Origin of the sequence: Buttiauxella noackiae ATCC 51607 (genome assembly GCF_001654865.1) — a bacterium.
Lineage (GTDB): Bacteria > Pseudomonadota > Gammaproteobacteria > Enterobacterales > Enterobacteriaceae > Buttiauxella > Buttiauxella noackiae.
Map to the genome: position 1 here is coordinate 50,925 of NZ_LXEO01000002.1, position 25,666 is coordinate 76,590.

Genomic DNA, 25,666 nt, shown 5'->3' on the forward strand with positions numbered 1-25,666 from the left:
GCTCACCCGCCCAACAAACTAAGTTTTCAACTGCGCATTGAATAAGACACCATTAAAAATGGTGGCGCTGGTAGAATTTTAGCGCAAGGCTAATCAAACCGATTACCGCACATCCCGCGAGGAATGGAACCAGACCAAATACGGTGCTTACTGCGAATCCCATTTCAATGTGCGGACGCGACGCATCATTACCCTGAGCGAGATGTTCAAGCACTCCTGGAGAGTGAACCATCAAACTCAGTATCTGCGTACCGACCCAAAAGCAGAATAAAACGAACACAGCGTAAGCCAAATTACTCTGGGTAGATCCCTCTGTTTTCGTTGTTGAAATCGTGGTTATTACAGGAACAACCTGTTTCGACAAACTCATATCAGCCATCACGACCTCCCATGCAACAGTAAAACGATTCAGGCTGTGGCCTGAGACTTCAATTGCGTTGAGTTTGGCAGGTCATATGGGTTGTCAATATCAGATTGTTGGTAATTTAACGGGCGGAATGCTCCTGGTTTGTGAATGTATGTTTGAGATCACATATTTGTAACTTAGGTGAAATTTACGTAACAATCCTCTGTTTAGCCCGCATTAACGTGCGGTTTATACCCTTCATACTTCAAGTTGCATGTGCGTTGGCTTTCCTCGCTCACCCCTGTCACTTACTGAAGTAAGATCCAGGGGATTCCCTGCGTTGCCGCCTTCCCGCAACTCGAATTATTTTGGGTATATAGCTGTTAGCTATGCCACAATAAGTTCTCTTTTTGCCCTGACGGATTGCATCATGTCTGCGAAAACACTCTCTTTGAAAATGCGCCGTGACTGGCACTATTACGCTGTAGCGATTGGTTTGATCTTTATTTTGAATGGTGTGATTGGCTTGCTGGGGTTTAAAACCGAAGGCTGGCAAAACTATGCTGTTGGGCTTGTGACCTGGGTAATATGTTTCTGGCTGGCCGGGTTTATTATTCGCCGTCGTCCAGAACTTGAGGATACGGAGACGGCGAAAGAGTAAGGCTTAGGCGGTAATCGAACTCTTCAGAGCGCAATCTTGCTGGTGGCGCTCAAGAGCCAGTTCAATTAAACGGGTAATCAGTGTCTGATAATCTAAACCGCTTGCCTGCCAGAGTTTTGGATACATGCTGATATTGGTAAAACCTGGCAGTGTGTTGATCTCATTGATAATGACTTCATTATCAGCTGTCAGGAATACGTCAACTCGCGCCATTCCGCTGCATTCCAGGGTCTGATAAGCACGCACTGCAATCTCACGGATTTTGTCGTTAATTTCTGCCGGGATTGAAGCAGGAACAACAACTTGCGCGCCTTTATCATCAATGTACTTAGTGTCGTAAGAGTAGAAATCACTGCTTACCACCACTTCACCACAGGTACTCGCTTGTGGCTCATCGTTACCCAACACAGCACATTCAATCTCACGGCCTTTAATGCCGGTTTCCACCACAACTTTATGGTCAAACTCGAAGGCTAAGGTGACTGCTGTTTCATATTGTTCGGCGGTATTTACTTTGCTGACACCCACGGAAGAACCCTGGTTGGCAGGTTTAATGAACAATGGCAGGCCAAGTTTTGCTTCGATTTCGGCAAAGCTGATTTTGTTTCGGTTTGAACGGGTGAGGGTAATAAATGGAGCAACATTTAGCCCCACATCACGTAACAGGCGCTTAGTTACATCTTTGTCCATGCTTACGGCTGAACCCAGCACACCTGAACCAACGAATGGTAAATTAGCCATGCGCAGCATCCCTTGCAAAGAGCCATCTTCGCCCAACGTGCCATGAACAATCGGGAAAATGACATCTACGGGCGCTAAAAATGCGGCGGAGGAAGATTCAATCAGTTGGTTTTCTGTTTGACCTGGCACCACGGCTACATTTGTCCCTGAACGATTCAGCGCGATTAATGCCGGGTTTTCTGCATTTAACAGGTAGTTGGACGCATCATTGATATGCCACTGCCCTTGTTTATCAATGCCCAGTAATACGACTTCAAACTTTGATTTATCAATGGCGTCGACAATATTTTTCGCCGACTGTAATGATACTTCGTGCTCAGCTGACTTGCCCCCAAACACGATACCAACCCGCAATTTTGCCATGCCAAAATCCATCCTTAAACGGTACAAAGGCGGACAACATACCACGCTCATTACAAGGATTCATGCGCTTCCTGCCGCTTAAAACCGACCGACTTCTATAATGATTATTCCGTAAACAAAATCAGGTGAAGGGATGGTGAAAGGAGTGAAAATTGTGATGGTCATAGCCATTATGGCCGTAGTGGGGTTCTGGCTCTATCAGCGCCTGCCTGCGCAGTACAATCCGTTTGCGCCACTATCGATTGATGATCCACCAACGCCGATTACGCGCTACAAATTGCGCCAGATGGTAAACGACCCGCAAGCTTGTTTTGCGTTGCTGCAGCAGGCACGGGCGCGTGGACAAATAAACTTCCGCAAGTCTGCTGATACCCAGGGTAATTGCCCATTAACTGGCGCAGTACGGGTGCTGGATTTTGGTAGCGTAGCGCTAAGCAGCAGCTTTCTGGCAAGTTGCTCACTTGCCCTAAGTAGCACGATGTTTATTCACCAACGCGCGGTTCCACTAGCGCAATCTGAAATGGGCAGCAAGCTTACGCGGATTAACCATCTGGGGAGTTTTGCGTGTCGAAATATCTACAATCGCGAAGGGGCCAGACGCAGTGAGCATGCTACAGCAGATGCGCTGGATATTAGTGGTTTTAGCTTTGCCAATCAGCAACAAATCAGTGTCCTGAAAGACTGGCGCAGTACAGGGAAGGGAAGTGAATATCTTCATCGGGTATTCGAAAACGGTTGTTCATTTTATGGTAATGCGTTGGGGCCTGAATATAACGCTGCTCATGCCAATCATTTTCATATGGGGATGCGTGGCTACGGGCTTTGTCGATAAAATTAATTTGTATGATAAACTTCACATTATTCTACCGATCTTTTTATCCCACTATTAAAGCGTACACGGTATGGAATCCTGGAAGGTCAACATTATCTCGGTATGGTTCGGCTGTTTTTTTACCGGACTTGCCATTAGCCAAATACTGCCGTTTTTACCGCTATATGTTGAACAACTTGGTGTGACTTCTCACGAAGCATTATCAATGTGGTCGGGTCTGACCTTTAGTGTGACGTTTCTGGTGTCTGCCATTGTTTCTCCGATGTGGGGAAGCCTTGCTGACCGCAAAGGCCGAAAATTAATGCTGCTGCGTGCTTCTTTGGGTATGGCGGTCGCTATTTTGCTACAGGCATTTGCCACTAATGTTTGGCAACTCTTTATTTTGCGCGCTGTGATGGGGTTAACCTCCGGTTATATTCCCAACGCGATGGCGCTAGTGGCTTCTCAAGTTCCAAGAGAGCGCAGTGGCTGGGCGTTAAGTACACTTTCCACCGCACAAATCAGTGGTGTTATTGTTGGTCCGCTACTGGGCGGATATATGGCCGATACTCTTGGGCTGCGGATGGTCTTCTACGTCACGGCTGCATTGCTGATGGTCAGTTTTTTAGTGACGTTATTTCTGATAAAAGAAGGCGCACGCCCTAATATTAGCAAGGCCGATCGTTTATCGGGCAAAGCTGTGTTTGCGTCATTACCTTATCCTAAATTAATGATAAGTCTGTTCGTCACCACGATGGTCATTCAACTTTGTAATGGTTCCGTCGGGCCAATACTTGCCCTTTTCATCAAACACCTTTCTCCTGAAAGTAATAATATTGCATTCATTAGTGGTTTTATTGCGGCAGTCCCTGGGATATCCGCTCTTATTTCCGCCCCCAGATTAGGTAAGTTGGGCGATAGAATCGGTACCGCCAGAGTATTAATGGCAACGCTAATCTTTGCAGTGATATTATTTTTTGCTATGTCGTGGGTAACATCACCGCTGCAATTGGCCGTATTGCGCTTTTTACTTGGCTTTGCAGATGGCGCGATGTTACCAGCGGTTCAAACTTTGCTCGTTAAGTATTCCAGCGACCAGGTTACAGGAAGGATCTTTGGCTATAACCAGTCGTTTATGTATCTTGGAAACGTTGTTGGGCCGCTCATGGGGGCAGGCGTTTCCGCAATGGCGGGATATCGTTGGGTATTTCTTGCTACCGCGTTGGTTGTATTGCTGAATGTTTGGCAATTGGCGGTTATGTTACGGCGTAAAAAGCAACAAGATGCCCAGAGAAAACAAATTGGGCCATAATATATCCCGTTTATTTTGAAGCTATTTTTTTATTGAGTGATTAAAAAGTGTTCACCAAGAGGTTGCCGTAGTAGCTGTCATTAATTTAAATGTCGGAATTGTTACCTGATGATATTTTTTGGGCTTCGACACATATTTAACAAGTCATATAAAAATAGTCACCTCACCCTCTAGGCAATCTGAAATCATAATGTTAACGTCATGTTTCAAATCTCTGGTGGTTAGAACTATGAAAAACCTTATTTCTGAATTACTGGCTAAACTCGCTGAAAAAGAAGAAGAGTCAAAAGAGTTTGTTGCACAGATAGAAGCCCTGGAAATAGTGATTTTCGCCATGCTCGAAAGAATGGAGCGCAGCGAAAGATTAGCAATAATCACAAATATTGAAGATGCTTTAAATGAAACTCAGCCTGATGATTCAGTGACTGCAGATGATACCACTCTGCTTAAGAAATATTTATCGCGCTTATTGACTCCTCCAACTACTTGATTTGTCTTGCGGGCATTTCACATTATTTTCTTATTATTAATTAGAATAATTAAAGTGAATTAGCATCCAGCTATATTATCTCTCCCTTAACATTTTAATCCCCCCTGAAACCTGGTGCCGATTGCGGCGCTTTACCGCTACGCTTAAGCAATAGGCCGAGCAATATTGGGTCTGCCAGTTCGCCATTTTCCCAACTACAGGCCAAAATTAATGCACCACAATAAAAAGGATGGTGCTATGAAAAGTGTATTAATGATGGTGTTACTGGCGGGTGTTATTGGGTCGGCGGCGGCAGCAGATAAAGCGATGACGCCGCAGCAGCAACGTATGACGTCGTGTAACCAACAAGCGACCTCACAAACTCTGAAAGGAGATGCCCGTAAAACATATATGAGCAATTGCTTGAAAAATAGTCAGTCAGCGCCAGCAGATAAAAGTCTGACGCCGCAACAGCAGAAAATGAAAGACTGTAATGCTGAAGCTGGCAAAAAAACATTATCCGGCGATGCGCGAAAAACTTTCATGAGTAATTGCCTGAAAAAACAATCCTGATAACCTAAATGGGTGAGTCGGTTCGCTGACTCACTCATAAAATCATACTTCCCCCCGAATTAAACTTTCTATAATTACGGAAAATATTTCAGAATATTCCTAATTATCATGAAAGATGAACACCGTTCTGGAAGATGGCTTCCTGGGGGATTTATGGATAGCTCAACGTATCTTGATGAAGATCGGCATCGCTCGGCGCGACGATTTGCCCGACGACTTTACATCCCTCGAATCATAGGATTAGCGACAGGTTTTTTCTGTATCTCCTCGGTTTTGGTTATGCAACCGGTGTCAGGATGGTGGTGGCTGCTTCTGGTCGCCTATGGTTTTATCTGGCCACACTTCGCATGGCAAACTGCCGATCGTGCATCCGATCCCGCCCGGGCTGAAATCCGTAACTTAATGGTCGATTCTTTGATGGGCGGTGTTTGGATTGCGGTGATGGGATTGAATGCTTTGCCATCAGCGCTAATTCTCGCGATGTTGTGTATGAATAATGTCGGCTGTGGTGGGTTGAAACTGTTCCTTGGTGGTTTGGGGGTAATTGTTCTGAGTTGCCTGCTGACATTAGGTTTGTTTCACATGCCGCTCAATCTACAAACCATGCCATCACAGGTATGGATTTGCCTGCCGTTCCTGCTTATATACCCAACTTACTTTGGTCTGGTCAGTTATCGAACGGCTCTAAAACTCTCCGAACACAAGCGGCGTTTAATGCATATGAGCACTCGCGATGGTATGACAGGAGTGTATAACCGCCGTCACTGGGAACACCTGCTGCATGGTGAATATGATAACTGCCAGCGTTACCAGCGTAGTGCCACTTTGTTACTCATTGATATTGACCACTTTAAATCAATTAATGACTCATACGGGCATGATGTGGGTGATGAGGCGATTCTGGTGCTGACCGAGCACTTGCAACTGACTTTGCGTATTACCGATGTTATCGGGCGCTTCGGGGGGGATGAGTTTGGCGTAATTATGTCGGGCACATCTCAAGAGAGCGCAATACAGGCGATGGCGCGAGTACGTGAATATCTTGAAGAGTTTCGCATACCTCATGCACCGCGTATTTCGCTATGCATAAGTGTAGGAGTGGCGGAGTTTGATAACAGTATGGTTAATTATCGCGAATGGTTAAAAGCGGCCGATGTGGCGTTATATAAAGCCAAAAATCTGGGGCGTAGCCGCACAGAGGTTGCCGATATTGCGGCTTAAAACCCTCTCCCATTCACAGGAGAGGGCAGAAAAATTATGATTTACCTAAGTGCTCGGATTTGGCCATACATTTCACTACAGCTTCCATCACTGCGGCTCTGAACCCTTTTTCTTCCAGAACTTTTACCGCTTCAATCGTTGTACCGCCTGGTGAACACACCATATCTTTCAACTCGCCTGGATGCTGGCCAGTTTCCAGTACCATTTTGGCTGACCCCATCACTGCCTGTGCTGCAAACTGATACGCTTGCTTGCGCGGCATTCCACCCAGCACTGCGGCATCAGCCATAGCTTCGATAAACATAAAGACATAAGCCGGGGCTGAACCACTGACGCCAACGACTGGGTGGATCATGTTTTCAGAGACGACTTCTGCAAGCCCGAAGCTGCGGAAGATATTTACCGCATCGGCGATATCTTCTGAAGTAACCAGAGCGTTTGGCGTAATCGAGGTCATGCCTGCATTGACTAATGCTGGTGTGTTAGGCATTGCGCGGATAATTTTGCGGTCATGGCCCAGGGCTTTAGCCAAAGAATCCAGCGTAACGCCTGCGGCAATTGAAATCACCACGGTATCTTTATTCAGGCTGGAATTAACTTCACCCAACACTTTTAGCATCACATTGGGCTTTACTGCGCCGAAAACGATATCGGCGATCTGCGCCACTTCCTGTGCACTTTGCGCCGCATTAATACCGTACTGGTCGCGCAAGGCTTCCACTTTATCGGGTGACGGTGTGTAGACCCAGATATTACCTGGAAGTACCTGTCCACTAGCTATCAGTCCACCCAGGATGGCTTTTCCCATGTTGCCGCAACCAATAAATCCAATTTTCTTATCCAAAGTCTCACTCCATCTTTTGAGTTGTGTGATGAGCATAGCTTACCGTGCTTTCTGGCGCTCACGCTACGTTCAGGCGAAACAACAAGCAAAGATAAAGTTGGCGATTGACGTAAAACCACGGCAAGATCGCCCCATTCCCACTGACAACCAGGAGTCGTCATGCAAATTTGGGTGGATGCTGATGCGTGTCCAAAAGTTATAAAAGAAGTGCTGTTTCGTGCTGCTGAGCGCGCGCAAATTGTGGTAACTCTGGTAGCCAATCAGGGGCTGAAAACCCCGCCTTCGCGCTTTATTCGTACCCTGCAAGTCGCCACGGGTTTTGATGTGGCTGACAACGAAATTGTGCGCCGTTGTGAAAAAGGTGACTTAGTGGTCACTGCTGATATACCGCTCGCAGCGGATGTGCTGGAAAAGGGGGCGATTGCTCTTAATCCTCGCGGTGAACTTTACACTCCTGCTACTATCCGTGAGCGCCTGACGATGCGCGATTTTATGGATACATTAAGAGCCAGTGGAGTGCAAACTGGTGGGCCTGATAGTCTTAATCAGCGCGACCGCCAGATGTTTGCCAATGAACTGGAAAAATGGCTGCTTGTCGCTGGTCGTTCAAAAAGCGCTTAATACCGATGTAATTCTATTCCACGTACTAGCTTGCTGGTATGATGACAACCTTTGGCGGACTTCTAAGGATTAGCCACCGATGACTCAACCCATTTATTTAGTCGGCGCGCGAGGTTGTGGCAAAACAACCGTCGGTGTTGCATTAGCGCAGGCATTGGGCTGTAACTTTGTTGATACCGACCATTACCTTTTAACCAGCACGAAGATGAGTGTTGCCGATATTGTGGCGCAAGAAGGATGGGACGGTTTTCGTCGTCGTGAATCCGGTGCATTGAAAAGTGTTACCGCCCCCAATACGGTCATCGCCACTGGCGGCGGTATGGTTCTGGCGGAAAGTAATCGTCAGTTTATGCGTGAGCATGGTGTGGTTATCTATTTACGTGCACCGGCGCAAATCCTTGCTTCACGTTTAGAAGCCTTCCCTGAAGAGGGCCAACGGCCAACACTGACTGGCAGACCCATTACTGACGAAATCGTTGATGTTCTCGCGGCGCGTGAAGCGCTGTACAACGAGGCTGCACATCATGTGATTGATGCCACTCGTCCCCCAACCGAGATAGTCGAAGCAGTACTCGCTGCGCTGCAAAAGGCTCATGCCAGCTAATTCTTCACTATACTTAACGCTCATTCATTACCAAAGGAAGAGCGATGGCGAGCAATCCTCCATATCCTCGGGAAGCGCGTGTTGTTGCAGTTGAAAAAGGTTCAACAGACCAAACAGTGACCTGGTATCAACTCCGTGCCGACCATCCACATCCTGATACGCTGATTAGTGAACACGAAACAGAACAAGAAGCGCTGGATGCGAAGCGGCGTTATGAAGATCCGCAAAAAACGTAATACCTCGGCATGGATGCCATGATTACCCCCTTCTTTTTCGAGTGAACTCAATGACCTGGTCATTCATCACACCTTTCGTTTAATCTGGTTGTTAACAATTCATTATCATGATGTTGTATAGGTGTCATTAACGTTTCGTTGAATATTCCGGCAGATGCTCTGCAATTATGCTGCTACGCTTTGTGGTTAATTATTGAGCGACCTTCAGCAGAGTATCATTCACAGGAAAGATACCAGTGCAGCAGCGAAGGACTGATATTGGGCAAGGGCGGAACGAAACATGAAACAAACATTGGCGATTCTCACCATCGGCGTTGTCCCGGTCAGTGAAATACTGCCGCTACTCACAGACCATATTTCTGAAGAGCAAATCAAAACTTTCAGTCTGTTAGGTAATCTTTCATATGACGAAGTGATGGAAGAATTTTCACCGTCACCCGGTGAAGAACAACTTCTGACGCTGTTAACCGGGAACGTTTTGGCTTACGTGGGGAAGCAGAAAGTAGAACAAGCGTTGCAAAGTGTTATTGAGGTGCTGGATAACCAGGGTTTCGATGTCATTTTATTGATGAGCACACACCGCTTAGCCAATCTTTCGGTGCGTAAAGGCATCTTGCTGGAGCCTGAGCGAATTATCCCGCCGCTGGTGGCCTCAATTGTCGATGGGCATCAGGTCGGTATCATTCTGCCCGTTCCCGAAATGATGAAATACCAGAACAAAAAATGGGAGTTACTCCCCATTGAACCGCTGTATGAACTGGCTAACCCTGTTCATGGAACTGAGCAAGATCTCATCGATGCAGGGAAAAAACTCGTAGACAGTGGTGCAGATGTTTTGGTGCTGGACTGTCTTGGATTCCACCAAAAACATCGCGATTTGTTGCAAAAATCCTTAGATGTCCCGGTATTGTTATCGAACGTGTTGATAGCGCGTTTAGCCTCAGAATTGCTCGCTTAACGGCAGGTAATAATTTGCGTGACAGGCTCTCAAGTTCCCCTCTATATTGTTTTTTCAACTATTTTAAAAAGGGCCTGGTCATGCTTCAAAGTAATGAGTACTTTTCCGGTAAAGTGAAATCTATTGGTTTTACAAGCAGCAGCACTGGCCGCGCGAGTGTTGGGGTAATGGTTGAAGGTGAATACACTTTCGGTACTGCACAACCAGAAGAAATGACAGTCATCAGTGGTGCATTACACGTTTTACTGCCGGGTGAAACCGAGTGGAAAACTTATGCTGCGGGCACCGTGTTCCATGTCCCTGGACACAGCGAATTCCATTTACAAGTCGCTGAGCCTACTTCTTATCTTTGCCGTTACCTGGCTGACAAATAATGTTGTTTCCCTCTTCCTTTCGGGAAGAGGGAACAGCTTTTAGCGCTGAGCTTCGCCACCTAACGCTTCAACCAGATTTTTAATCAACGCCGCTAACTCGCCGGTCATCAGAATAAAATCGGCATCAAAACGCCCACCAAAATCTTCGCGCTCAATATCATCATTCTGCTCGCGCAGTGTATCCGCAAACTTCAGGCGCTTAATCGAACCGTCATCAGCAATCAAAAACTGAATACGTTCTTGCCAGTCGAGGGCCAGTTTCGTTACCACTTTGTCGGCTTCGATATGAGCTGCAATCTCATCGCAAACCAGATCCTGCTGCTTGCAGCGAATCACGCCGCCACCTTCGAGAATAGCTTTAAGCTCGGCTTCATCCATCAGCGCAAAGCCTGGAGGCACGTCGCCAGAACGCACCCACTCAGTCAACGTCAGCTCGATAGGGGTTTCCAGCGCCAGTGGCACAACGGGCAGCGAACCGAGACTTTTACGCAGTAGTGCCAGCGTATCTTCAGCTTTTTTAGCACTGGCACAATCGACCATGATCAAACCGTTTACGGTATCGATCCACATCATTGTTTGATTGAAACGGCTGAATGCACGTGGCAGTAAAGAGTGCAGCACTTCATCTTTCAGAGAATCTTTCTCGGTCTTTTTCAGCTTACGTGCTTGTTCGGCTTCAAGTCGGCTGATTTTCGCTTCCAGTTCTTGTTTAATCACCGGGGCCGGGAGGATTTTTTCTTCTTTACGGGCGCAAATCACAATCTGCCCGTTAGCGACATGGGTTAATGCATCGCTGTGCGAACCCATCGGTGACACCCAGCCGGTCTTCGCCATATCCTGGCTACCGCATGGGGTGAAAGTAAACGCGGCCAACTGTTTTTCCATCTCATCCGCTGAAAGCGTGATGTCACGGCTTAAACGGTAAACCATTAAATTTTTGAACCACAGCATGATTATTTCCCGGACTGTCAGTTAAACGCAGCGGGCATGATAGCGAATCAGCCGCTGTGTTTCATTGCCTTTACGGGGCCGCACTTCTATTCTGTTGATAACACTAATTAAATGAGGGCATCGCTGTGCGCATTGGTATCGACTTAGGTGGGACAAAAACAGAAGTGATCGCACTGGCGGATGATGGTAAACAACTTTTCCGTCATCGCCTGCCAACACCGAAAAATGACTATCAGCAAACCATTGGCACTATTGTTGAATTGGTACGCCTGGCTGAGGAGGCCACGGGTGAGAAAGGAACGGTTGGCATTGGTATCCCAGGCTCCATTTCGCCCTATACCCGTGTGGTAAAAAATGCCAACTCAACCTGGCTCAATGGCCAACCTTTCGATAAAGACTTATGCGATGCGCTAAGCCGTGAAGTGCGTTTGGCAAACGATGCTAACTGCCTCGCGGTTTCCGAAGCTATAGATGGTGCAGCAGCAGGGGCTGCGATTGTCTTTGCGGTGATCATCGGAACCGGATGTGGCTCAGGTATTGCCATTAATGGCCGCAGCCTGATTGGTGGCAACGGTACTGCGGGCGAGTGGGGACACAACCCATTGCCGTGGATGGACGAAGACGAGCTGCGTTTTCGCGAGGAAGTGCTTTGCTACTGTGGCAAACAAGGGTGCATCGAAACCTTTATTTCCGGTACCGGCTTCGGCACGGATTACTATCGTTTGAGCGGAAAACAGCTCAAAGGCAATGAGATCATGCATTTAGTCGATCAACAAGATCCTGTTGCTGAGCTGGCGATCGCGCGTTACGAAATGCGCCTCGCAAAATCACTGGCGCACATCGTCAATATTCTTGACCCCGATGTGATTGTATTGGGCGGTGGGATGAGCAACAACGAACGCTTGTACAAAACGGTGCCGCAGCTAGTGAAACCATGGGTATTTGGTGGCGAGTGCGAAACCCCAATTCGTAAAGCGGTACATGGTGATTCCAGCGGCGTACGTGGTGCTGCATGGTTGTGGCCATTAGAGAAATAAAAGCCGGTGGATGACGCTGCGCCCGTAGATTTGATAAGCGCAGCGTCATCCGCAAAAATCAACCGACAGCAAACTCCTTCGCCAGGCGACTCACGCCCAGGCCGTTAATTTTCTTCACCTTAATCTGCACCGGGATCCGTTCTTTCATCGCCTCGACATGGCTTATCACGCCGATGGTTTTACCGCTGGCGTTAAGCGTGTCGAGTGCGTCCAGCGCGGTATCCAGCGTTTCGGCATCCAGCGTGCCAAAGCCTTCATCAAGGAACAGCGAGTCGATACGCGTTTTATGGCTCACCAGATCGGAGAGCGCCAGTGCCAGCGCGAGGCTGACCAGGAAGCTCTCGCCACCAGAAAGTGTACGCGTGTCACGCACCGCATCGGCCTGCCAGGTATCTACTACCTGCAACTCCAGCGCTTCGCTGTCTTTGCGTTGCAGCAGATAGCGGCCATGCAGACGGTTGAGCTGGTTGTTCGCCAGCCACACCAGATTGTCGAGCGTCAGCCCCTGGGCAAACTTACGGAATTTATCGCCTTCTTTTGAGCCAATTAGCGCATTGAGATAACCCCAGTCTTCAACTTGCTGCTGGCACTCAACTATCGCCTGCATCAGCCCTTGCTGGCGCTGGCGGTTTTCCTCGTCATGGCGTAGCTGTTGCTGAATTTGCCCTTGCTGCGTGGTGTTTTCACGTAGTTGCTGATTGCAGTGCGCCAGTTGTTCCTGCAATAAACTCAGTTCCGCCTCCGCCGCCAGTGTTTCCGGGCGAGCTGCAAGGTGTTCTGTCAGCGCTTTTTCTGCCTGCTGGAAAAGAACGGTTTGCTGCTGATGCTGTTGCTCAAGTTGCTGTTTTTTCTGCTCGAGCTGCTGGCGCTCGCTTTCACTTAACAACGCCGCCTGGAATGATTCCACATCGGCAAAGGGGCTTGCGGCAAGCGCAGTCAGGAACTGCTCGTTTGCCTGAGCAAGGCGGGTTTCTTCCTGCTGGAGTTGCTGTTGCAACGTCTGCCACTGGCTTTCCAGTGCGATGCAATCGCTGTGCAGGTTATGCCAGCTTTGTAGCGCCGAAATTTGTACGCTTTCGGATAACGGTGCGGGCTCGCTGCCGTCGTCAATCAAAGCGTTGAGTATGTTTTCCAGCGTGGTCAATTGCTGCTGCAAGTGTGGAAGCTGTTCGTGGCGCTGCTGCCAGTGCTGTGATTCCTGTTGGCGCTCCGCAAGCCAGCTATTTTCTTCGCCACTCGCCGGATGCTGTAAAGCGACATTTTCGAGCGCGGCGTTTAATGCTTCACGCTGGGATGTTATCTCTGCGGCGAGTTTGTCGTGCTGAACTCGCGCCTGCGCAAGTTGCTCTTCCACGGCGATGCGCTGGGTGAGCTGATGCAATTGCTGCTCGCGTTGTTCTTCGCTTTCCAGCCAGTTCTGGAGATCGTCTTCTGGCGCCAGTGCAAGTTGCAAGCTGGCGCACAATTGTTGCCAGCGCGCACGAAGCGCGGTTTCTTCTTCATCCAGCGCCGTGGCTGCGGCAATCAGGTGTTCACGTTGCTTGCGTTGGGTATCAAGCTGGCCCTTCATCGCAAAGCCCGCTTCCGCAAGGCTTGCCACTTCAAGTTTCAGCGTTGCAAGCCGCTGCTGATTTTCACCCGGTTTTATCGCCTGATAATCCGCCACCGCCGGATGCTGCGTGGAGCCACACAGCGGGCAGGGTTCATCGGGCTGCAAATGGGCGCGTTCCGCTTCGAGGCTGACAATTCGTCTTTCCAGCTCGCACACTTTTTCCAGATCGCTTTCGTGCTGGCGGCGTTCTTTATATTGCTGGCGCTTGAGTGCCAGTTCCGCATCACCCTGAGCGATCAGTTTTTCAAGCACGGCGATATCTTGCTGCTGCTGCGTTTTGCGCTTGAGAAGTGAGGAAAGCTGCGGCTTTAGCGTGGCGAGCTGTTGGCGCAGAGGGCGAGCGGCTATCGTCGCTTGTAAATGAGCGCTCACTTCATCTGCATTAAGAGACAACTCAACAACCGGCAGCAGTCCGAGTTTTTTCTGGTTAGCTTCGATATCGCGCTGCAACGTCTGGAGCTGAGAGGTGTCGCGCTGTTGCTGGCTGAAAGCCATGCGCCAGCCCGCTAATTCCGCTCCCCACAGACGATAACTGTCGTGCGTTTTTAGCCACTCCTGGAGCTGGGTGTTTTCCTGCGTCAGTTTTGCTGCCTGGCTAGCTGCCGCAAGCCTTGTCTGCTGGCGGCGCACCATTGCCTGACGTAAGCGAGTATTCACTTCTTCTGTCTGGAGGCGGGTTTTTTGCAGCGTAGCCTGGAGTTCTTGCAGGCGTTGCCAGTCAGGGCGCAGTTTCTCCGCTGGCTGTGCGCGCGTTAGTTTTTCTAATAAAGGTGCCGCTTCTTCGATGGCTCGTGCGGCCGTATTGCGCGCCAGCTCGGATTGCGCATGGTTTTGCGTAAGCTGTGCAAGTTGGCTTAGCCATTGTTGGTGCTGCTGGAGTTTGAGCTGTTCTGCTAGCCGTGTTTTTTCTTCTGTAGTGAGTGCCTGCAAACTCTCGGAAAGCTGCTGACGCTGCTCTTCGCTTAACAGCGCGACACCTGCGGCCTGGGCTTGCAGGTTTTCAAGCTGGCTGCGCACATTCTTATGATTTTCGAACACCGCCGCAGAAACGGTGCCGTAGATTTCGGTGCCGGTGAGTTCTTCCAGCAGTGAGGCGCGGTCATTAGCATCGGCGTTTAAAAACGCGGCGAACTGGCCCTGGGAAAGCATCATCGAGCGGGTAAAACGGTCGTAATCCAGCCCGGTTAGCTTGGCGGTAAGATCGAGCTTATCTTTGACCTTATCGGCAACTATTTTGCCGCTGGCGACTTCGGCCAGTTCAACTCTTGGAGCTTGCAGATTGCCGTTTACCGCATTGCGCGCACGGTTCTGGCTCCAGAATGCGCGATATGCCACGCCTTTGACTTCAAACTCCACTTCCGCCAGACATTCGGCGGTGTCGCGTGTCATCAGGTCATTCTGCGACTGGGAGACGGTATTGAGGCGCGGAGTTTTATGATAGAGCGCGAGGCAGATCGCATCGAGCAGCGTGGTTTTCCCGGCACCGGTTGGCCCGGTAATCGCAAACAAGCCGTTGCTGGCGAAGGGTTCGCTGGTGAAATCAATTTTCCATTCCCCTTTCAGGGAGTTGAGGTTTTTTAACCGCAGGCTGAGAATTTTCATGCCTGTTCCTCCGCGTCATGCAGGCTTGCCACCGTCTGGGCAAACAGGTTGCGTAAGCGTTGCGCGCGTTCTTCCGTGGTCTCTTCCTGAATCAGGCGGCGCTCAAAAACTTCTTCCACCGTCAGTTCACTCAGGGTTTCTTTGTGCTGCTGGGCGATAACGCGTTCACGCTGTTCGCGGCTGCGGCGCAGCAACACCACTTCAACGGGCAATGTTTCAGTGAGCTGCTGAATATGACGCTGCATATCATGCAGATATTCATCGGTGGAGATTTCAATATCCAGCCACACTTTGGGCTCTGCGGGGGCATCGCGCCACTGTGTCAGCTGTTGTTCTATTTCGCTAAGTGAGCCTTTGATCACCGCCAGCGGCTGGCTGACGGGGACATTCAGCGCGGTGACTTCATACAGTTTGCCTTCGGCAAATTCCACCAGATAAACGCTTTTGCTCTTGCCGGTTTCATCAAAACTTAATGGAATAGGTGAACCGCTATAACGGATATGTTCAGTGCCGCCAATTAATTGCGCACGGTGAATATGGCCCAGCGCGATGTAATCCGCCTGCGGGAAGTGTTGCGCCGGGAAGGCATCAAGCGTGCCAATATAAATGTCGCGCACCGCATCACTTTTTGTTACGCCGACTGTTGTTAAGTGCCCGGTCGCGATGATTGGCAGCTTTGCATCAGCGCGTAAATCGCAGGCCGCGCTATAACACTGTTTATAATGCTCGCTGATGGCTTCCATTAATGAACGCTGTTTTTCATGGCCAGACAAGCCCGCCTGGCTGCTTTGAATATCGCGTGGGCGCAAAAATGGAATAGGGCAGAGAATCGCACCGGGTTGACCACTTTTGGATTTTAGAACAATAGCTTGCTGGCTGGTATCATGGCGAGCACTGGCAATAACATATGTATTCAGGCAGGCCATCAGTTCACGAGATTCGTTAAGCGTCGCGACGGAGTCATGGTTTCCCGCCAGCACCACAAGAGAACACCCCGTCGCCTGAAGCTGCACCACAAAGCGGTTATATAGTTCACGCGCATAGCTTGGTGGCGAGCCGGTATCAAAAATATCGCCCGCGACAATTATGGCATCCACATCATGCTCGACTGCGGCTTTCAGCAACCATTCAAGAAACGCCTGGTGCTCAGGACCGCGGTTTTTGGTATAAAAATTTTGACCCAGATGCCAGTCTGATGTGTGAATAATGCGCATTACTTGTCCCGTGGTTCAAAAGCGTAGCCGCGATTATAAAGCGGATACCGAATAACGGCATAACTCAGTGTCATAATTCAAAGTGATGGGTCATCTGGCAGTCATGTTTTTCATAAATCTGTCATAAATCTGACGCATAATGGCGCCGCATTGAAACAACAATAATTATTCCTTGAGCAGGGCGAATCATGGCGAAGCGTATTTTAGTCGTAGAAGATGAAGCTCCAATCCGTGAAATGGTGAGCTTTGTGCTCGAGCAAAACGGTTTTCAACCTGTAGAAGCGGAAGATTATGACAGTGCAGTGAATCTGCTTATTGAACCCTTTCCTGACCTGATATTGCTGGATTGGATGTTGCCGGGTGGTTCGGGGATTCAGTTTATCAAGCACCTGAAACGTGAAGCATTAACCCGTGAAATACCGGTGATGATGCTGACGGCGCGTGGGGAAGAAGAAGATCGCGTGCGCGGCCTGGAAGTCGGGGCCGATGATTATATTACTAAGCCGTTTTCCCCGAAGGAGCTGGTGGCGCGAATTAAAGCTGTGATGCGTCGTATCTCGCCAATGGCGGTGGAAGAGGTGATTGAGATGCAAGGGCTGAGTCTGGACCCATCATCGCACCGGGTAATGACTGGCGAAAACCCACTGGATATGGGGCCAACCGAGTTTAAGTTATTACACTTCTTTATGACGCACCCGGAGCGGGTGTATAGCCGTGAGCAATTGCTTAACCATGTGTGGGGCACCAATGTTTATGTCGAAGACCGAACGGTGGACGTACATATTAGGCGGTTACGCAAAGCACTCGAACACAGTGGACATGACAGAATGGTACAAACAGTACGCGGTACGGGTTATCGGTTCTCAACCCGCTTTTAATTCCTTATCAGGAGAGTGACGCGTGCTGGAACGGTTGTCATGGAAAAGGTTGGTACTGGAGCTGGTGCTCTGTTGTATACCGGCCGTCATTTTAGGCCTTATTTTTGGCCATTTACCCTGGTTTTTATTACTGGCGGTCACAGGGCTGCTGGTTTGGCATTTCTGGAATTTGTTGCGTCTGTCGTGGTGGTTGTGGGTTGATCGCAGCATGACGCCTCCACCGGGGCGGGGGAGTTGGGATCCGTTGCTCTACGGCCTTCACCAGATGCAGTTGCGTAATAAAAAACGCCGCAAAGAGTTAGGTAACCTGATTAAGCGCTTTCGTAGCGGTGCAGAATCATTGCCCGATGCAGTTGTGCTGACCACCGAAGAAGGGACGATTTTTTGGTGTAATGGCCTTGCTCAACAGTTATTAGGGCTGCGCTGGCCGGACGATAACGGGCAGAACATACTTAATTTGCTGCGATACCCGGAATTTACCCGCTATTTGTCACAAAAAGATTTTTCCCGCCCACTGACACTAGTGCTCAATAATGGCCGTCATCTGGAATTTCGCGTAATGCCATACAGCGACGAACAGTGGCTGTTGGTGGCGCGTGATGTGACTCAGATGCACCAGCTTGAAGGGGCGCGCCGTAACTTTTTTGCCAACGTCAGCCATGAACTGCGGACACCATTGACGGTACTGCAAGGTTACCTGGAAATGATGCAGGATCAGGCTCTTGAAGGGCCATTGCGGGACAAAGCGCTAGGTACCATGCGTGAACAAACTTCACGAATGGAAGGCCTGGTTAAGCAACTTCTGACACTGTCAAAAATTGAAGCAGCCCCGGCGATGGTGCTCAATGAAAAGATTGATGTCCCACTGATGTTGCGTGTGGTGGAGCGCGAAGCGCAGACTCTCAGCCATCAAAGACAGACGTTAGAGTTTGATATCGACTCAACCCTGAAAGTGTTTGGTAATGAAGAACAATTGCGCAGTGCGATTTCGAACCTCGTTTACAACGCGGTGAACCATACGCCAGAGGGCACATATATTACGGTGAGCTGGAAACGGATTGCAGGTGGTGCGTGTTTTAGTGTTGAAGATACGGGGCCTGGCATTTCAGCTGAACATATTCCGCGCCTGACTGAGCGTTTTTACCGCGTAGATAAAGCGCGTTCACGGCAAACCGGTGGTAGCGGGCTGGGACTTGCGATAGTGAAACATGCTTTGAGCCACCATGACGCACGCTTGCACATTGAAAGCCAGTTGGGTAAAGGAACAACATTTTCCTTTGTACTGCCTGAGCGTCTTATCGTGAGCGAAAAAGTGGTTCAGACAGAGTAGCTTACTCAAATGGTGTCAAAATAACTTTCCGCAGGCCAGTTTTCTGGCCTGCGTTTTTTTTGCTCAGATGTAAATCAATAATACTCAGTTGGCTATAATTTGACCGCACAAACAACCATGATGTTTTCTTATGAATAAACTTATCCTCTAAATTACTGGCTAATTTAAGGATATCAATCTGGTTTTGGGATCCCTTCTTGCCTTCATTCGCTATAAGCGTTTTAATTGCGGCCCTGTAATTAGTAGACCGACTGGATTTGAGTGGTAATTCAAACAACTATTCTTCTCCACCGATCCCGGAAAGGATTTTCCGCTGTCGTAACTACTGATTGCCGCTTTTATGCCGAGTTTAAAGGTATAAAATTTGAATATTTTCAAAACTTTCAACACCACACATCCACAGGCTGCAAATATTTTATGACCCATCATTTGAAATCTCGTGACATCCTCGCACTGGGCTTTATGACCTTTGCGCTGTTTGTTGGAGCAGGCAATATCATTTTCCCACCTATGGTGGGTTTACAGGCTGGCGAGCATGTCTGGATTGCCTCACTTGGCTTCCTGGTCACTGCGGTCGGCCTGCCAGTTCTGACCATTGTCGCCATCGCCCGCGTAGGGGGTGGTATTGATAGTTTGAGCTCACCGATTGGCCGTCGTGCTGGTGTCATATTAGCCACTGTTTGTTACCTTGCCGTTGGTCCACTGTTTGCGACACCACGTACAGCGACCGTCTCCTTCGAAGTCGGGATTGCGCCACTGGTTGGCAGCAGTGAACTTGCGCTGTTTATCTACAGCCTGGTTTATTTTGCCATTGTTATGGCCATCTCTTTGTATCCGGGAAAATTGCTCGATACCGTCGGCCATGTGCTGGCTCCGGTAAAAATTGTCGCGCTATTGGCGTTGTCAGTCGGTGCGATTCTGTGGCCTGCTGGGGGTATCAGCACCGCGACTGAAGCGTACCAACATGCAGCGTTTTCAAACGGCTTCGTCAATGGTTATCTGACCATGGACACGCTGGCATCTTTGGTCTTCGGGATTGTCATTGTTAACGCAGCGCGCTCGCGTGGCGTTACAGAATCTCGTCTGCTGACTCGCTATACCATCTGGGCTGGCCTGATTGCAGGTGTCGGCTTAACGCTGATTTACTTAGCACTGTTCCGCCTGGGTTCAGACAGCGCAACGCTGGTTGCTGACCAGAATGCGAACGGTGCGGCGATTCTTCATGCTTATGTTGCTCACACCTTCGGTGGTGCCGGTAGCTTCTTTCTTGCCGCACTGATTTTCCTTGCATGTATGGTAACGGCGATTGGCCTGACTTGTGCGTGTGCTGAATTTTTCAGCCAGTACTTACCACTGTCTTACCGTTCGCTGGTGTTTATCCTTGGATTGTTCTCGATGGTGGTGTCAAACCTTGGTTTGAGCCATTTGATTCAGATTTCGATTCCCGTGCTGACGGCGATTTACCCACCGTGTATTGCGCTGGTGGTGCTGAGCTTCACCCGTCCGTGGTGGCATAATTCAACTCGCGTTATCGCTCCGGCGATGATCATCAGTACCTTCTTTGGCATTATTGATGGGCTTAAAGCATCGGCAATCAGTAACATTCTACCGGAGTGGACTTCGCGCCTTCCGTTATCCGATCAAGGCCTGGCATGGCTGATTCCGACCATTATTATGGTGGTGATTGCCATCGTATGGGACCGCGCCGCAGGGCGACAGGTGGCATCCGCCGCCCACTAAAAATTAGAATTATGTTCAACCACGGGGCTTAGCTCCGTGGTTTTTTTATTGTTAAGCAGGTATGGAATCAATGGAAAACGCTAATAAACTCAAGCGCGGCTTGAGTACCCGGCACATACGCTTTATGGCGTTGGGCTCGGCAATTGGCACCGGGCTGTTTTATGGCTCGGCAGACGCAATCAAAATGGCTGGCCCAAGTGTATTGCTGGCTTACATCATTGGCGGGGTGGCGGCATATATCATTATGCGTGCACTCGGCGAGATGTCGGTTCATAACCCTTCAGCCAGTTCATTCTCCCGCTATGCGCAAGATAACCTTGGCCCATTAGCCGGGTATATCACTGGCTGGACCTACTGTTTTGAGATCCTGATTGTGGCGATTGCGGATGTTACCGCCTTCGGTATCTATATGGGGCTATGGTTCCCGGCAGTGCCGCATTGGGTCTGGGTATTGAGCGTAGTGCTGATAATCTGCGCCATTAACCTGATGAGCGTGAAGGTGTTCGGTGAACTGGAGTTCTGGTTCTCGTTCTTCAAGGTTGCCACCATCATCATCATGATTGCTGCCGGCATCGGCATTATCGTGTGGGGGATTGGTAACGGCGGCCAGCCAACAGGTATTCATAACTTATGGAGCAATGGCGGCTTCTTCAGCAATGGCTGGATAGGCATGATTATGTCGTTGCAGATGGTGATGTTTGCTTACGGTGGTATTGAAATCATTGGCATTACTGCCGGTGAAGCGAAAGACCCGCAGAAGTCGATTCCCCGTGCGATCAACTCTGTTCCTTTACGGATTCTGGTGTTCTATGTAGGCACGCTGTTTGTCATCATGTCGATTTACCCGTGGAACCAGGTTGGGACGGAAGGTAGCCCGTTCGTGCTGACTTTCCAGCATATGGGGATAACGGCTGCGGCAGGCATTCTGAACTTTGTTGTTATCACTGCCTCGCTTTCAGCCATTAACAGTGATGTGTTTGGTGTGGGTCGTATGCTGCACGGTATGGCAGAACAAGGCAGTGCGCCGAAAGTGTTCGCCAAAACCTCCCGTAACGGTATTCCGTGGGTCACGGTATTAGTGATGTGCTGTGCGCTGTTACTGGCTGTGGTGCTTAACTACTTAATTCCAGAAAACGTCTTCCTGGTGATCGCGTCGTTGGCAACATTTGCCACGGTGTGGGTATGGATAATGATTCTGCTTTCACAGATCGCTTTCCGTCGCAAACTCTCTCCTGAACAGACAAAGGCGCTGAAATTCCCGGTGCCTGGTGGTGTTGCGACCACAGCTGTTGGGCTGGTGTTCCTGGTCTTTATTATCGCGCTTATCGGCTGGCACCCGGACACCCGCATTTCGCTGTATGTTGGCTGTGTGTGGATAGTTTTGCTGTTGGTGGGTTGGATATTCAAACGCCGTCAAATCCTGGCTGCAAGCGAGAGTAACAGCGGGATTTAATCGCAGCAGTAAGGTGGACTAGCGTCAGCGACGTCCACCTTATTATTTACATCTCCGGGCATTCCACTTTACTTATCGCATCCCAGTAGTTTTTCTCGTTGCTGCGCTCAAGCGCAATTCTCGCCTCACGGATATACCCTTTATTATCCTCATTAGAGAGGATTTTATTCGCCCAAACCTCATCAGAAACCTTCTTCTGCGGGTGACAAGTCCTCTTCAGGTCACTGACAATTTGTTGTTTATATTTTCCAAACTGTAGAGCTTCATACGTCGAATCTGCCAGAGAGTTGGCAGTCCAGGTCACACAAAGAAGCAGGGTAATATTTCGGACGATAGACATAGCAGCCTCCTGTACAGTGAGAATATTCTCACTATAGGTAGGGCTAACTTATTAAGCAAACGGCTCAATTTCTCATCCCCCGCTTTCATCCCCCAATAAAAATAGCAACGATGAGTGATAGCCAGCTACGCTGTGGCAAGGTGGCGGCAATAAATTTTCTGGGGATACGATTATGTTGAATGCCTGGCACCTTCCGGTGCCCCCTTTCATACAAACACGTAAAGACAAGTTGTATATCACGCTGTGGGTCTCTGGCGATGATTTACCGCAGCGTGTAGTTCTGCGTTACGAAAAGGATAATGAAGAAACCTCAATACCGATGACGCGCCAAAAAGTGGCTCCCGAAGAGGGTGTGGTGGCATGGCGCGGTGTGATTGATCTCACCGAAGGGCAGCCGCGTCGACGCTACAGCTTCAAGCTACTGTGGTTGGACAAACAGCGCTGGTTAACACCACAAGGTTTGAGGTCAATTCCGCCTGCAAGACTTGAGCAATTTGCCGTTGATCTGCCCGATGATGGCCCGCAGTGGGTGCAGGATCAGATCTTCTATCAGATTTTCCCCGATCGTTTTGCGCGTAGTGAGCAACGCACTCCAGAGCAGGATCAGGTTTATTATCACCATGCGGCAAAACGCGACATTATTTTGCGCAATTGGGACGATCCGCTGAGTGGGGATGCTGGAGGATCGACATTTTACGGCGGCGATCTGGATGGTATTAGTGAAAAACTGCCATATCTGAAAAGGCTGGGCGTCACCGCGCTCTATCTCAATCCGATCTTCACCGCACCGAGCGTACATAAATACGATACTCAGGATTATCGCCATGTAGACGTGCAGTTCGGCGGCGATCACGCCTTTTTACGTCTGCGTAAAAATACTCAGAAATACGGTATGCGCCTGATGCTCGATGGGGTGTTTAACCACAGTGGTGATACGCATCAGTGGTTTGACAGGCAGCAAACTCATGGAGAAGGAGCGAGCCACAATCCACAATCTCCATGGCGTGATTTTTACAGCTATAACCAGCAGGGGCATGCGCTCGACTGGCTTGGCTATTCCAGCTTGCCAAAACTGGATTACCAGTCTTCCTTGTTGGTTGATGAGGTTTACCAGGGAGAAGACAGTATTGTGCGCCACTGGTTACGTGAGCCGTGGGGGATCGACGGCTGGCGGCTTGATGTGGTGCATATGCTCGGTGAGGCAGGTGGGGCGCGGAATAACTTCCTGCATGTCACGGGTATTACCAGGGCTGCAAAAGAGACCAATCCAGATGCCTATATATTGGGCGAACATTTTGGTGATGCGCGGCAGTGGCTACAGAATGACACTGAAGATGCGGCAATGAACTACCGTGGCTTCACCTTCCCGCTGTGGGGGTTCCTAGCTAACACCGATATTTCCTACGATCCGCAGCATATCGACGCACAAACATGTATGGCCTGGATGGATGAATATCGTGCGGGGCTTTCTCAGCAGCAGCAATTGCGCATGTTTAACCAGCTTGATAGCCATGACACTGCACGTTTCAAGTCGATACTTGGAAAGGATATTGCTCGTTTGCCTCTGGCAGTGGTGTGGCTTTATTGCTGGCCGGGCGTGCCTTGTGTTTATTACGGTGATGAAGTCGGCCTGGATGGTAATAACGACCCGTTCTGCCGAAAACCATTCCCGTGGGATCCTGATCGGCAAGATCTGGATTTGCTGGCGCTTTACCAGCGTTTAGGAAAGTTGCGCCATAAGAGCCGTGCTTTGCGCCATGGCGGTTGCCAGGTGATTTATGCGAACGCTGATGTGGTGGTATTTGCGCGTGTTTATCAAAACGAACGCGTGCTGGTGGCGATTAACCGTGGCGAACAAATTGATGTCACGTTGCCGTGGAATCCGCTGCTAAACGGCATAACCTGGACACAACGAGAAGGTGAAGCGCAGCTGGATAATCACCGATTGTCACTACCTGAAGTTTCCGTTTCTCTCTGGCAAAGTCTCTGATTCTGTAACCGGTTTCCCTTTTCGTCAGGCGAGGGGGGAAACAGGTGCTATTCTTATTTCTCGTCCCCCTTCATCACTACCATTCAGGCTAGATATTTCCAGCTCTCATGCCCTCCGGGCCCATTGATTCTGAGGAAACACTATGTCTATACGTGAACTGATCGACCCCACTAACTCCACGCTGATTTTTATCGACCACCAACCGCAGATGTCTTTTGGCGTGGCGAATATCGACCGGCAAACGTTGAAAAACAACACGGTGGCATTAGCAAAAGCGGGCAAGATTTTTAACGTTCCCACCATTTTCACCTCGGTCGAAACGAAAAGCTTCAGCGGTTACATCTGGCCCGAACTTCTGGCTGTTCATCCCGAAATAACCCCAATAGAACGTACCTCAATGAACTCCTGGGAAGATGCCGCTTTTGTTGCCGCGGTGAAAGCGACCGGGCGCAAGAAGCTGATTATCTCTGCGCTGTGGACGGAGGTATGCCTGACATTCCCGGCGCTAATGGCGTTGGAAGAAGGGTTTGAAGTTTATGTGGTAACTGATACTTCGGGCGGGACTTCTGTCGATGCGCACGAACGCTCGATTGATCGCATGGTGCAGGCGGGAGCGGTTCCAGTGACCTGGCAACAAGTATTGCTTGAATATCAACGTGACTGGGCGCGGCGTGATACATACGACGCAGTAATGGATCTAGTGCGAGAGCACTGTGGCGCGTATGGCATTGGCGTGGATTACGCTTACACCATGGTTCATGGCGCGCCAGAGCGGAAAGCCTGATTCATTGCGGCAGGCATTTCCCTGCCTTCTATTTTCTTTGCATCAGGAATAGCCCATGGCTGACAACAATACTGTCACGCTAGTGATTACCCACGCCCTGAAAGCTGGCCAGGCTGCGCGTTATGAAGAGTGGCTGGCGAAAATCATGCCCGCTGCGGCACGTTATCCGGGGCATCGTGGCGTGCATGTCATTCGCCCAACGGCCGGGAATGACGTGTACAACATCGTTATTCGCTTCGATACACTGGAAAATCTCACCGCCTGGACGAAATCGGCCGAGCGTGAAGCGTTGGTCGAGGAGATCAAACCGATCCTCAGCCAGGACGACCATCTGGAAGTACGCACCGAAAACGCATTTTGGTTCACCCCGGAAACACCGACGATCAAACGCCCGGCTCAGTGGAAGCAATTCCTGATAACGCTGGCCGTCATTTTCCCAAGCACTAACGTGGTGCCACGTATCACAGCCCTGGTTTTTCCTTCGCTGCATGGTTCGCTTTTATTACATCTCATCAATGACGCGTTAGTGGTGGCGTTGGTGGTGTGGTTATGGATGCCAATCATGACGCGCCTGTTTGCAGGCTGGTTGAAAAAATAACGT

Annotated in this window: 26 protein-coding genes; 19 read left to right on the top strand and 7 right to left on the bottom strand. The window is 49.6% G+C overall.

Annotation, left to right across the window (positions count from 1 at the left end; all coding sequences use genetic code 11):
• Positions 1 to 52: 52 nt before the first annotated feature.
• Positions 53 to 379, bottom strand: coding sequence for a DUF2755 family protein (locus M979_RS00270; protein WP_064552998.1), 327 nt, complete (start codon positions 377 to 379; stop codon positions 53 to 55).
• A gap of 397 nt (positions 380 to 776) precedes the next feature.
• On the opposite strand from M979_RS00270, the gene M979_RS00275 reads away from it, so the two are divergent.
• Positions 777 to 1,007, top strand: a complete 231-nt coding sequence (locus tag M979_RS00275; protein WP_064553000.1) for a DUF2754 family protein — start codon at positions 777 to 779, stop codon at positions 1,005 to 1,007.
• Positions 1,008 to 1,010: 3 nt separating this feature from the next.
• On the opposite strand, the gene ddlA is transcribed toward M979_RS00275, so the two are convergent.
• Positions 1,011 to 2,111: a D-alanine--D-alanine ligase gene (gene ddlA, locus M979_RS00280; protein ID WP_064553002.1), complete on the bottom strand. Its 1,101-nt coding sequence runs from the start codon at positions 2,109 to 2,111 to the stop codon at positions 1,011 to 1,013.
• Positions 2,112 to 2,244: 133 nt separating this feature from the next.
• On the opposite strand from ddlA, the gene M979_RS00285 reads away from it, so the two are divergent.
• From M979_RS00285 to adrA, 5 genes are all read left to right on the top strand, one after another.
• Positions 2,245 to 2,943 carry an extensin-like domain-containing protein gene (locus tag M979_RS00285; RefSeq protein WP_064553004.1) on the top strand — a complete coding sequence of 233 codons (699 nt, stop codon included), beginning with the start codon at positions 2,245 to 2,247 and terminating at the stop codon, positions 2,941 to 2,943.
• A 70-nt stretch (positions 2,944 to 3,013) separates the two neighbouring features.
• A complete protein-coding gene (locus M979_RS00290; RefSeq protein ID WP_064553006.1) occupies positions 3,014 to 4,234 on the top strand; it encodes a multidrug efflux MFS transporter in 1,221 nt (406 codons plus the stop codon).
• Between the two features lie 229 nt (positions 4,235 to 4,463).
• Positions 4,464 to 4,724 carry an anti-adapter protein IraP gene (gene iraP, locus M979_RS00295; RefSeq protein ID WP_064553007.1) on the top strand — a complete coding sequence of 87 codons (261 nt, stop codon included), beginning with the start codon at positions 4,464 to 4,466 and terminating at the stop codon, positions 4,722 to 4,724.
• 237 nt (positions 4,725 to 4,961) lie between these two features.
• Positions 4,962 to 5,276 (top strand): PsiF family protein, encoded by a 315-nt coding sequence (locus M979_RS00300; RefSeq protein WP_034457882.1) that lies wholly within the window; start codon positions 4,962 to 4,964, stop codon positions 5,274 to 5,276.
• Between the two features lie 93 nt (positions 5,277 to 5,369).
• Entirely contained in the window at positions 5,370 to 6,497 is a 1,128-nt protein-coding gene (gene adrA, locus M979_RS00305; RefSeq protein WP_425338120.1) for a diguanylate cyclase AdrA, read from the top strand.
• Between the two features lie 34 nt (positions 6,498 to 6,531).
• Here the strand turns inward: adrA and proC are convergent, their stop codons facing one another.
• A complete protein-coding gene (proC, locus tag M979_RS00310) occupies positions 6,532 to 7,341 on the bottom strand; it encodes a pyrroline-5-carboxylate reductase (RefSeq protein ID WP_034457886.1) in 810 nt (269 codons plus the stop codon).
• 159 nt (positions 7,342 to 7,500) lie between these two features.
• Between proC and M979_RS00315 the strand changes: the two genes are divergently transcribed.
• The 5 genes from M979_RS00315 (at position 7,501) to ppnP (ending at position 10,134) form a co-directional block, all read left to right on the top strand.
• A complete protein-coding gene (locus M979_RS00315; protein WP_064553011.1) occupies positions 7,501 to 7,962 on the top strand; it encodes a YaiI/YqxD family protein in 462 nt (153 codons plus the stop codon).
• 79 nt (positions 7,963 to 8,041) lie between these two features.
• Positions 8,042 to 8,566 carry a shikimate kinase AroL gene (aroL, locus tag M979_RS00320; RefSeq protein WP_034457889.1) on the top strand — a complete coding sequence of 175 codons (525 nt, stop codon included), beginning with the start codon at positions 8,042 to 8,044 and terminating at the stop codon, positions 8,564 to 8,566.
• A gap of 44 nt (positions 8,567 to 8,610) precedes the next feature.
• Positions 8,611 to 8,802 carry a YaiA family protein gene (locus tag M979_RS00325; RefSeq protein WP_034457891.1) on the top strand — a complete coding sequence of 64 codons (192 nt, stop codon included), beginning with the start codon at positions 8,611 to 8,613 and terminating at the stop codon, positions 8,800 to 8,802.
• A gap of 280 nt (positions 8,803 to 9,082) precedes the next feature.
• The gene (locus M979_RS00330; protein WP_034457893.1) at positions 9,083 to 9,760 is read left to right on the top strand and encodes an AroM family protein; all 678 of its coding nucleotides are present in this window, start codon (positions 9,083 to 9,085) and stop codon (positions 9,758 to 9,760) included.
• 80 nt (positions 9,761 to 9,840) lie between these two features.
• The gene (ppnP, locus tag M979_RS00335; protein WP_034457894.1) at positions 9,841 to 10,134 is read left to right on the top strand and encodes a pyrimidine/purine nucleoside phosphorylase; all 294 of its coding nucleotides are present in this window, start codon (positions 9,841 to 9,843) and stop codon (positions 10,132 to 10,134) included.
• Between the two features lie 39 nt (positions 10,135 to 10,173).
• Here ppnP and rdgC read toward each other — a convergent pair whose 3' ends face one another.
• Positions 10,174 to 11,085 (bottom strand): recombination-associated protein RdgC, encoded by a 912-nt coding sequence (rdgC, locus tag M979_RS00340; protein WP_034457896.1) that lies wholly within the window; start codon positions 11,083 to 11,085, stop codon positions 10,174 to 10,176.
• A gap of 125 nt (positions 11,086 to 11,210) precedes the next feature.
• Here rdgC and mak point away from each other — a divergent pair, with 125 nt between their 5' ends.
• Complete coding sequence (mak, locus tag M979_RS00345) at positions 11,211 to 12,122, top strand: fructokinase (protein WP_064553013.1); 912 nt, start codon at positions 11,211 to 11,213, stop codon at positions 12,120 to 12,122.
• A gap of 58 nt (positions 12,123 to 12,180) precedes the next feature.
• On the opposite strand, the gene sbcC is transcribed toward mak, so the two are convergent.
• Positions 12,181 to 15,336, bottom strand: a complete 3,156-nt coding sequence (sbcC, locus tag M979_RS00350) for an exonuclease subunit SbcC (protein WP_064553014.1) — start codon at positions 15,334 to 15,336, stop codon at positions 12,181 to 12,183.
• Positions 15,333 to 16,550, bottom strand: a complete 1,218-nt coding sequence (sbcD, locus tag M979_RS00355) for an exonuclease subunit SbcD (protein WP_064553016.1) — start codon at positions 16,548 to 16,550, stop codon at positions 15,333 to 15,335. The genes sbcC and sbcD overlap by 4 nt, the downstream gene beginning before the upstream one ends.
• Before the next feature lie 188 nt (positions 16,551 to 16,738).
• Here sbcD and phoB point away from each other — a divergent pair, with 188 nt between their 5' ends.
• The 4 genes from phoB to proY all read left to right on the top strand — a co-directional run bounded on the left by phoB (position 16,739) and on the right by proY (position 21,951).
• On the top strand, positions 16,739 to 17,428 hold the full coding sequence (phoB, locus tag M979_RS00360; RefSeq protein WP_034457904.1) for a phosphate response regulator transcription factor PhoB: 690 nt from the start codon (positions 16,739 to 16,741) through the stop codon (positions 17,426 to 17,428).
• Between the two features lie 22 nt (positions 17,429 to 17,450).
• Positions 17,451 to 18,758: a phosphate regulon sensor histidine kinase PhoR gene (gene phoR, locus M979_RS00365; RefSeq protein ID WP_064553018.1), complete on the top strand. Its 1,308-nt coding sequence runs from the start codon at positions 17,451 to 17,453 to the stop codon at positions 18,756 to 18,758.
• 417 nt (positions 18,759 to 19,175) lie between these two features.
• Complete coding sequence (gene brnQ, locus M979_RS00375; RefSeq protein ID WP_064553020.1) at positions 19,176 to 20,498, top strand: branched-chain amino acid transporter carrier protein BrnQ; 1,323 nt, start codon at positions 19,176 to 19,178, stop codon at positions 20,496 to 20,498.
• Between the two features lie 70 nt (positions 20,499 to 20,568).
• A complete protein-coding gene (gene proY, locus M979_RS00380) occupies positions 20,569 to 21,951 on the top strand; it encodes a proline-specific permease ProY (RefSeq protein ID WP_034457912.1) in 1,383 nt (460 codons plus the stop codon).
• Between the two features lie 46 nt (positions 21,952 to 21,997).
• Here the strand turns inward: proY and M979_RS00385 are convergent, their stop codons facing one another.
• Entirely contained in the window at positions 21,998 to 22,291 is a 294-nt protein-coding gene (locus tag M979_RS00385) for a YicS family protein (protein WP_064553023.1), read from the bottom strand.
• 172 nt (positions 22,292 to 22,463) lie between these two features.
• On the opposite strand from M979_RS00385, the gene malZ reads away from it, so the two are divergent.
• From malZ to M979_RS00400, 3 genes are all read left to right on the top strand, one after another.
• Positions 22,464 to 24,281 carry a maltodextrin glucosidase gene (malZ, locus tag M979_RS00390; protein WP_064553025.1) on the top strand — a complete coding sequence of 606 codons (1,818 nt, stop codon included), beginning with the start codon at positions 22,464 to 22,466 and terminating at the stop codon, positions 24,279 to 24,281.
• Between the two features lie 142 nt (positions 24,282 to 24,423).
• Complete coding sequence (locus tag M979_RS00395; RefSeq protein ID WP_064553027.1) at positions 24,424 to 25,065, top strand: hydrolase; 642 nt, start codon at positions 24,424 to 24,426, stop codon at positions 25,063 to 25,065.
• 55 nt (positions 25,066 to 25,120) lie between these two features.
• On the top strand, positions 25,121 to 25,663 hold the full coding sequence (locus M979_RS00400; protein ID WP_034457919.1) for an antibiotic biosynthesis monooxygenase: 543 nt from the start codon (positions 25,121 to 25,123) through the stop codon (positions 25,661 to 25,663).
• Positions 25,664 to 25,666: the final 3 nt, after the last annotated feature.

Bases quoted from the DNA above. Each gene is read 5' to 3' on its own strand.
- M979_RS00385 (WP_064553023.1), bottom strand. From the start codon at position 22,291: ATGTCTATCGTCCGAAATATTACCCTGCTTCTTTGTGTGACCTGGACT.
- M979_RS00290 (WP_064553006.1), top strand. From the start codon at position 3,014: ATGGAATCCTGGAAGGTCAACATTATCTCGGTATGGTTCGGCTGTTTT.
- sbcD (WP_064553016.1), bottom strand. From the start codon at position 16,550: ATGCGCATTATTCACACATCAGACTGGCATCTGGGTCAAAATTTTTAT.
- M979_RS00395 (WP_064553027.1), top strand. From the start codon at position 24,424: ATGTCTATACGTGAACTGATCGACCCCACTAACTCCACGCTGATTTTT.
- M979_RS00285 (WP_064553004.1), top strand. From the start codon at position 2,245: ATGGTGAAAGGAGTGAAAATTGTGATGGTCATAGCCATTATGGCCGTA.
- iraP (WP_064553007.1), top strand. From the start codon at position 4,464: ATGAAAAACCTTATTTCTGAATTACTGGCTAAACTCGCTGAAAAAGAA.
- M979_RS00300 (WP_034457882.1), top strand. From the start codon at position 4,962: ATGAAAAGTGTATTAATGATGGTGTTACTGGCGGGTGTTATTGGGTCG.
- proY (WP_034457912.1), top strand. From the start codon at position 20,569: ATGGAAAACGCTAATAAACTCAAGCGCGGCTTGAGTACCCGGCACATA.
- M979_RS00400 (WP_034457919.1), top strand. From the start codon at position 25,121: ATGGCTGACAACAATACTGTCACGCTAGTGATTACCCACGCCCTGAAA.
- sbcC (WP_064553014.1), bottom strand. From the start codon at position 15,336: ATGAAAATTCTCAGCCTGCGGTTAAAAAACCTCAACTCCCTGAAAGGG.
- M979_RS00315 (WP_064553011.1), top strand. From the start codon at position 7,501: ATGCAAATTTGGGTGGATGCTGATGCGTGTCCAAAAGTTATAAAAGAA.
- brnQ (WP_064553020.1), top strand. From the start codon at position 19,176: ATGACCCATCATTTGAAATCTCGTGACATCCTCGCACTGGGCTTTATG.
- M979_RS00330 (WP_034457893.1), top strand. From the start codon at position 9,083: ATGAAACAAACATTGGCGATTCTCACCATCGGCGTTGTCCCGGTCAGT.
- ppnP (WP_034457894.1), top strand. From the start codon at position 9,841: ATGCTTCAAAGTAATGAGTACTTTTCCGGTAAAGTGAAATCTATTGGT.
- M979_RS00270 (WP_064552998.1), bottom strand. From the start codon at position 379: ATGGCTGATATGAGTTTGTCGAAACAGGTTGTTCCTGTAATAACCACG.
- aroL (WP_034457889.1), top strand. From the start codon at position 8,042: ATGACTCAACCCATTTATTTAGTCGGCGCGCGAGGTTGTGGCAAAACA.
- M979_RS00325 (WP_034457891.1), top strand. From the start codon at position 8,611: ATGGCGAGCAATCCTCCATATCCTCGGGAAGCGCGTGTTGTTGCAGTT.
- rdgC (WP_034457896.1), bottom strand. From the start codon at position 11,085: ATGCTGTGGTTCAAAAATTTAATGGTTTACCGTTTAAGCCGTGACATC.
- malZ (WP_064553025.1), top strand. From the start codon at position 22,464: ATGTTGAATGCCTGGCACCTTCCGGTGCCCCCTTTCATACAAACACGT.
- phoB (WP_034457904.1), top strand. From the start codon at position 16,739: ATGGCGAAGCGTATTTTAGTCGTAGAAGATGAAGCTCCAATCCGTGAA.
- ddlA (WP_064553002.1), bottom strand. From the start codon at position 2,111: ATGGCAAAATTGCGGGTTGGTATCGTGTTTGGGGGCAAGTCAGCTGAG.
- M979_RS00275 (WP_064553000.1), top strand. From the start codon at position 777: ATGTCTGCGAAAACACTCTCTTTGAAAATGCGCCGTGACTGGCACTAT.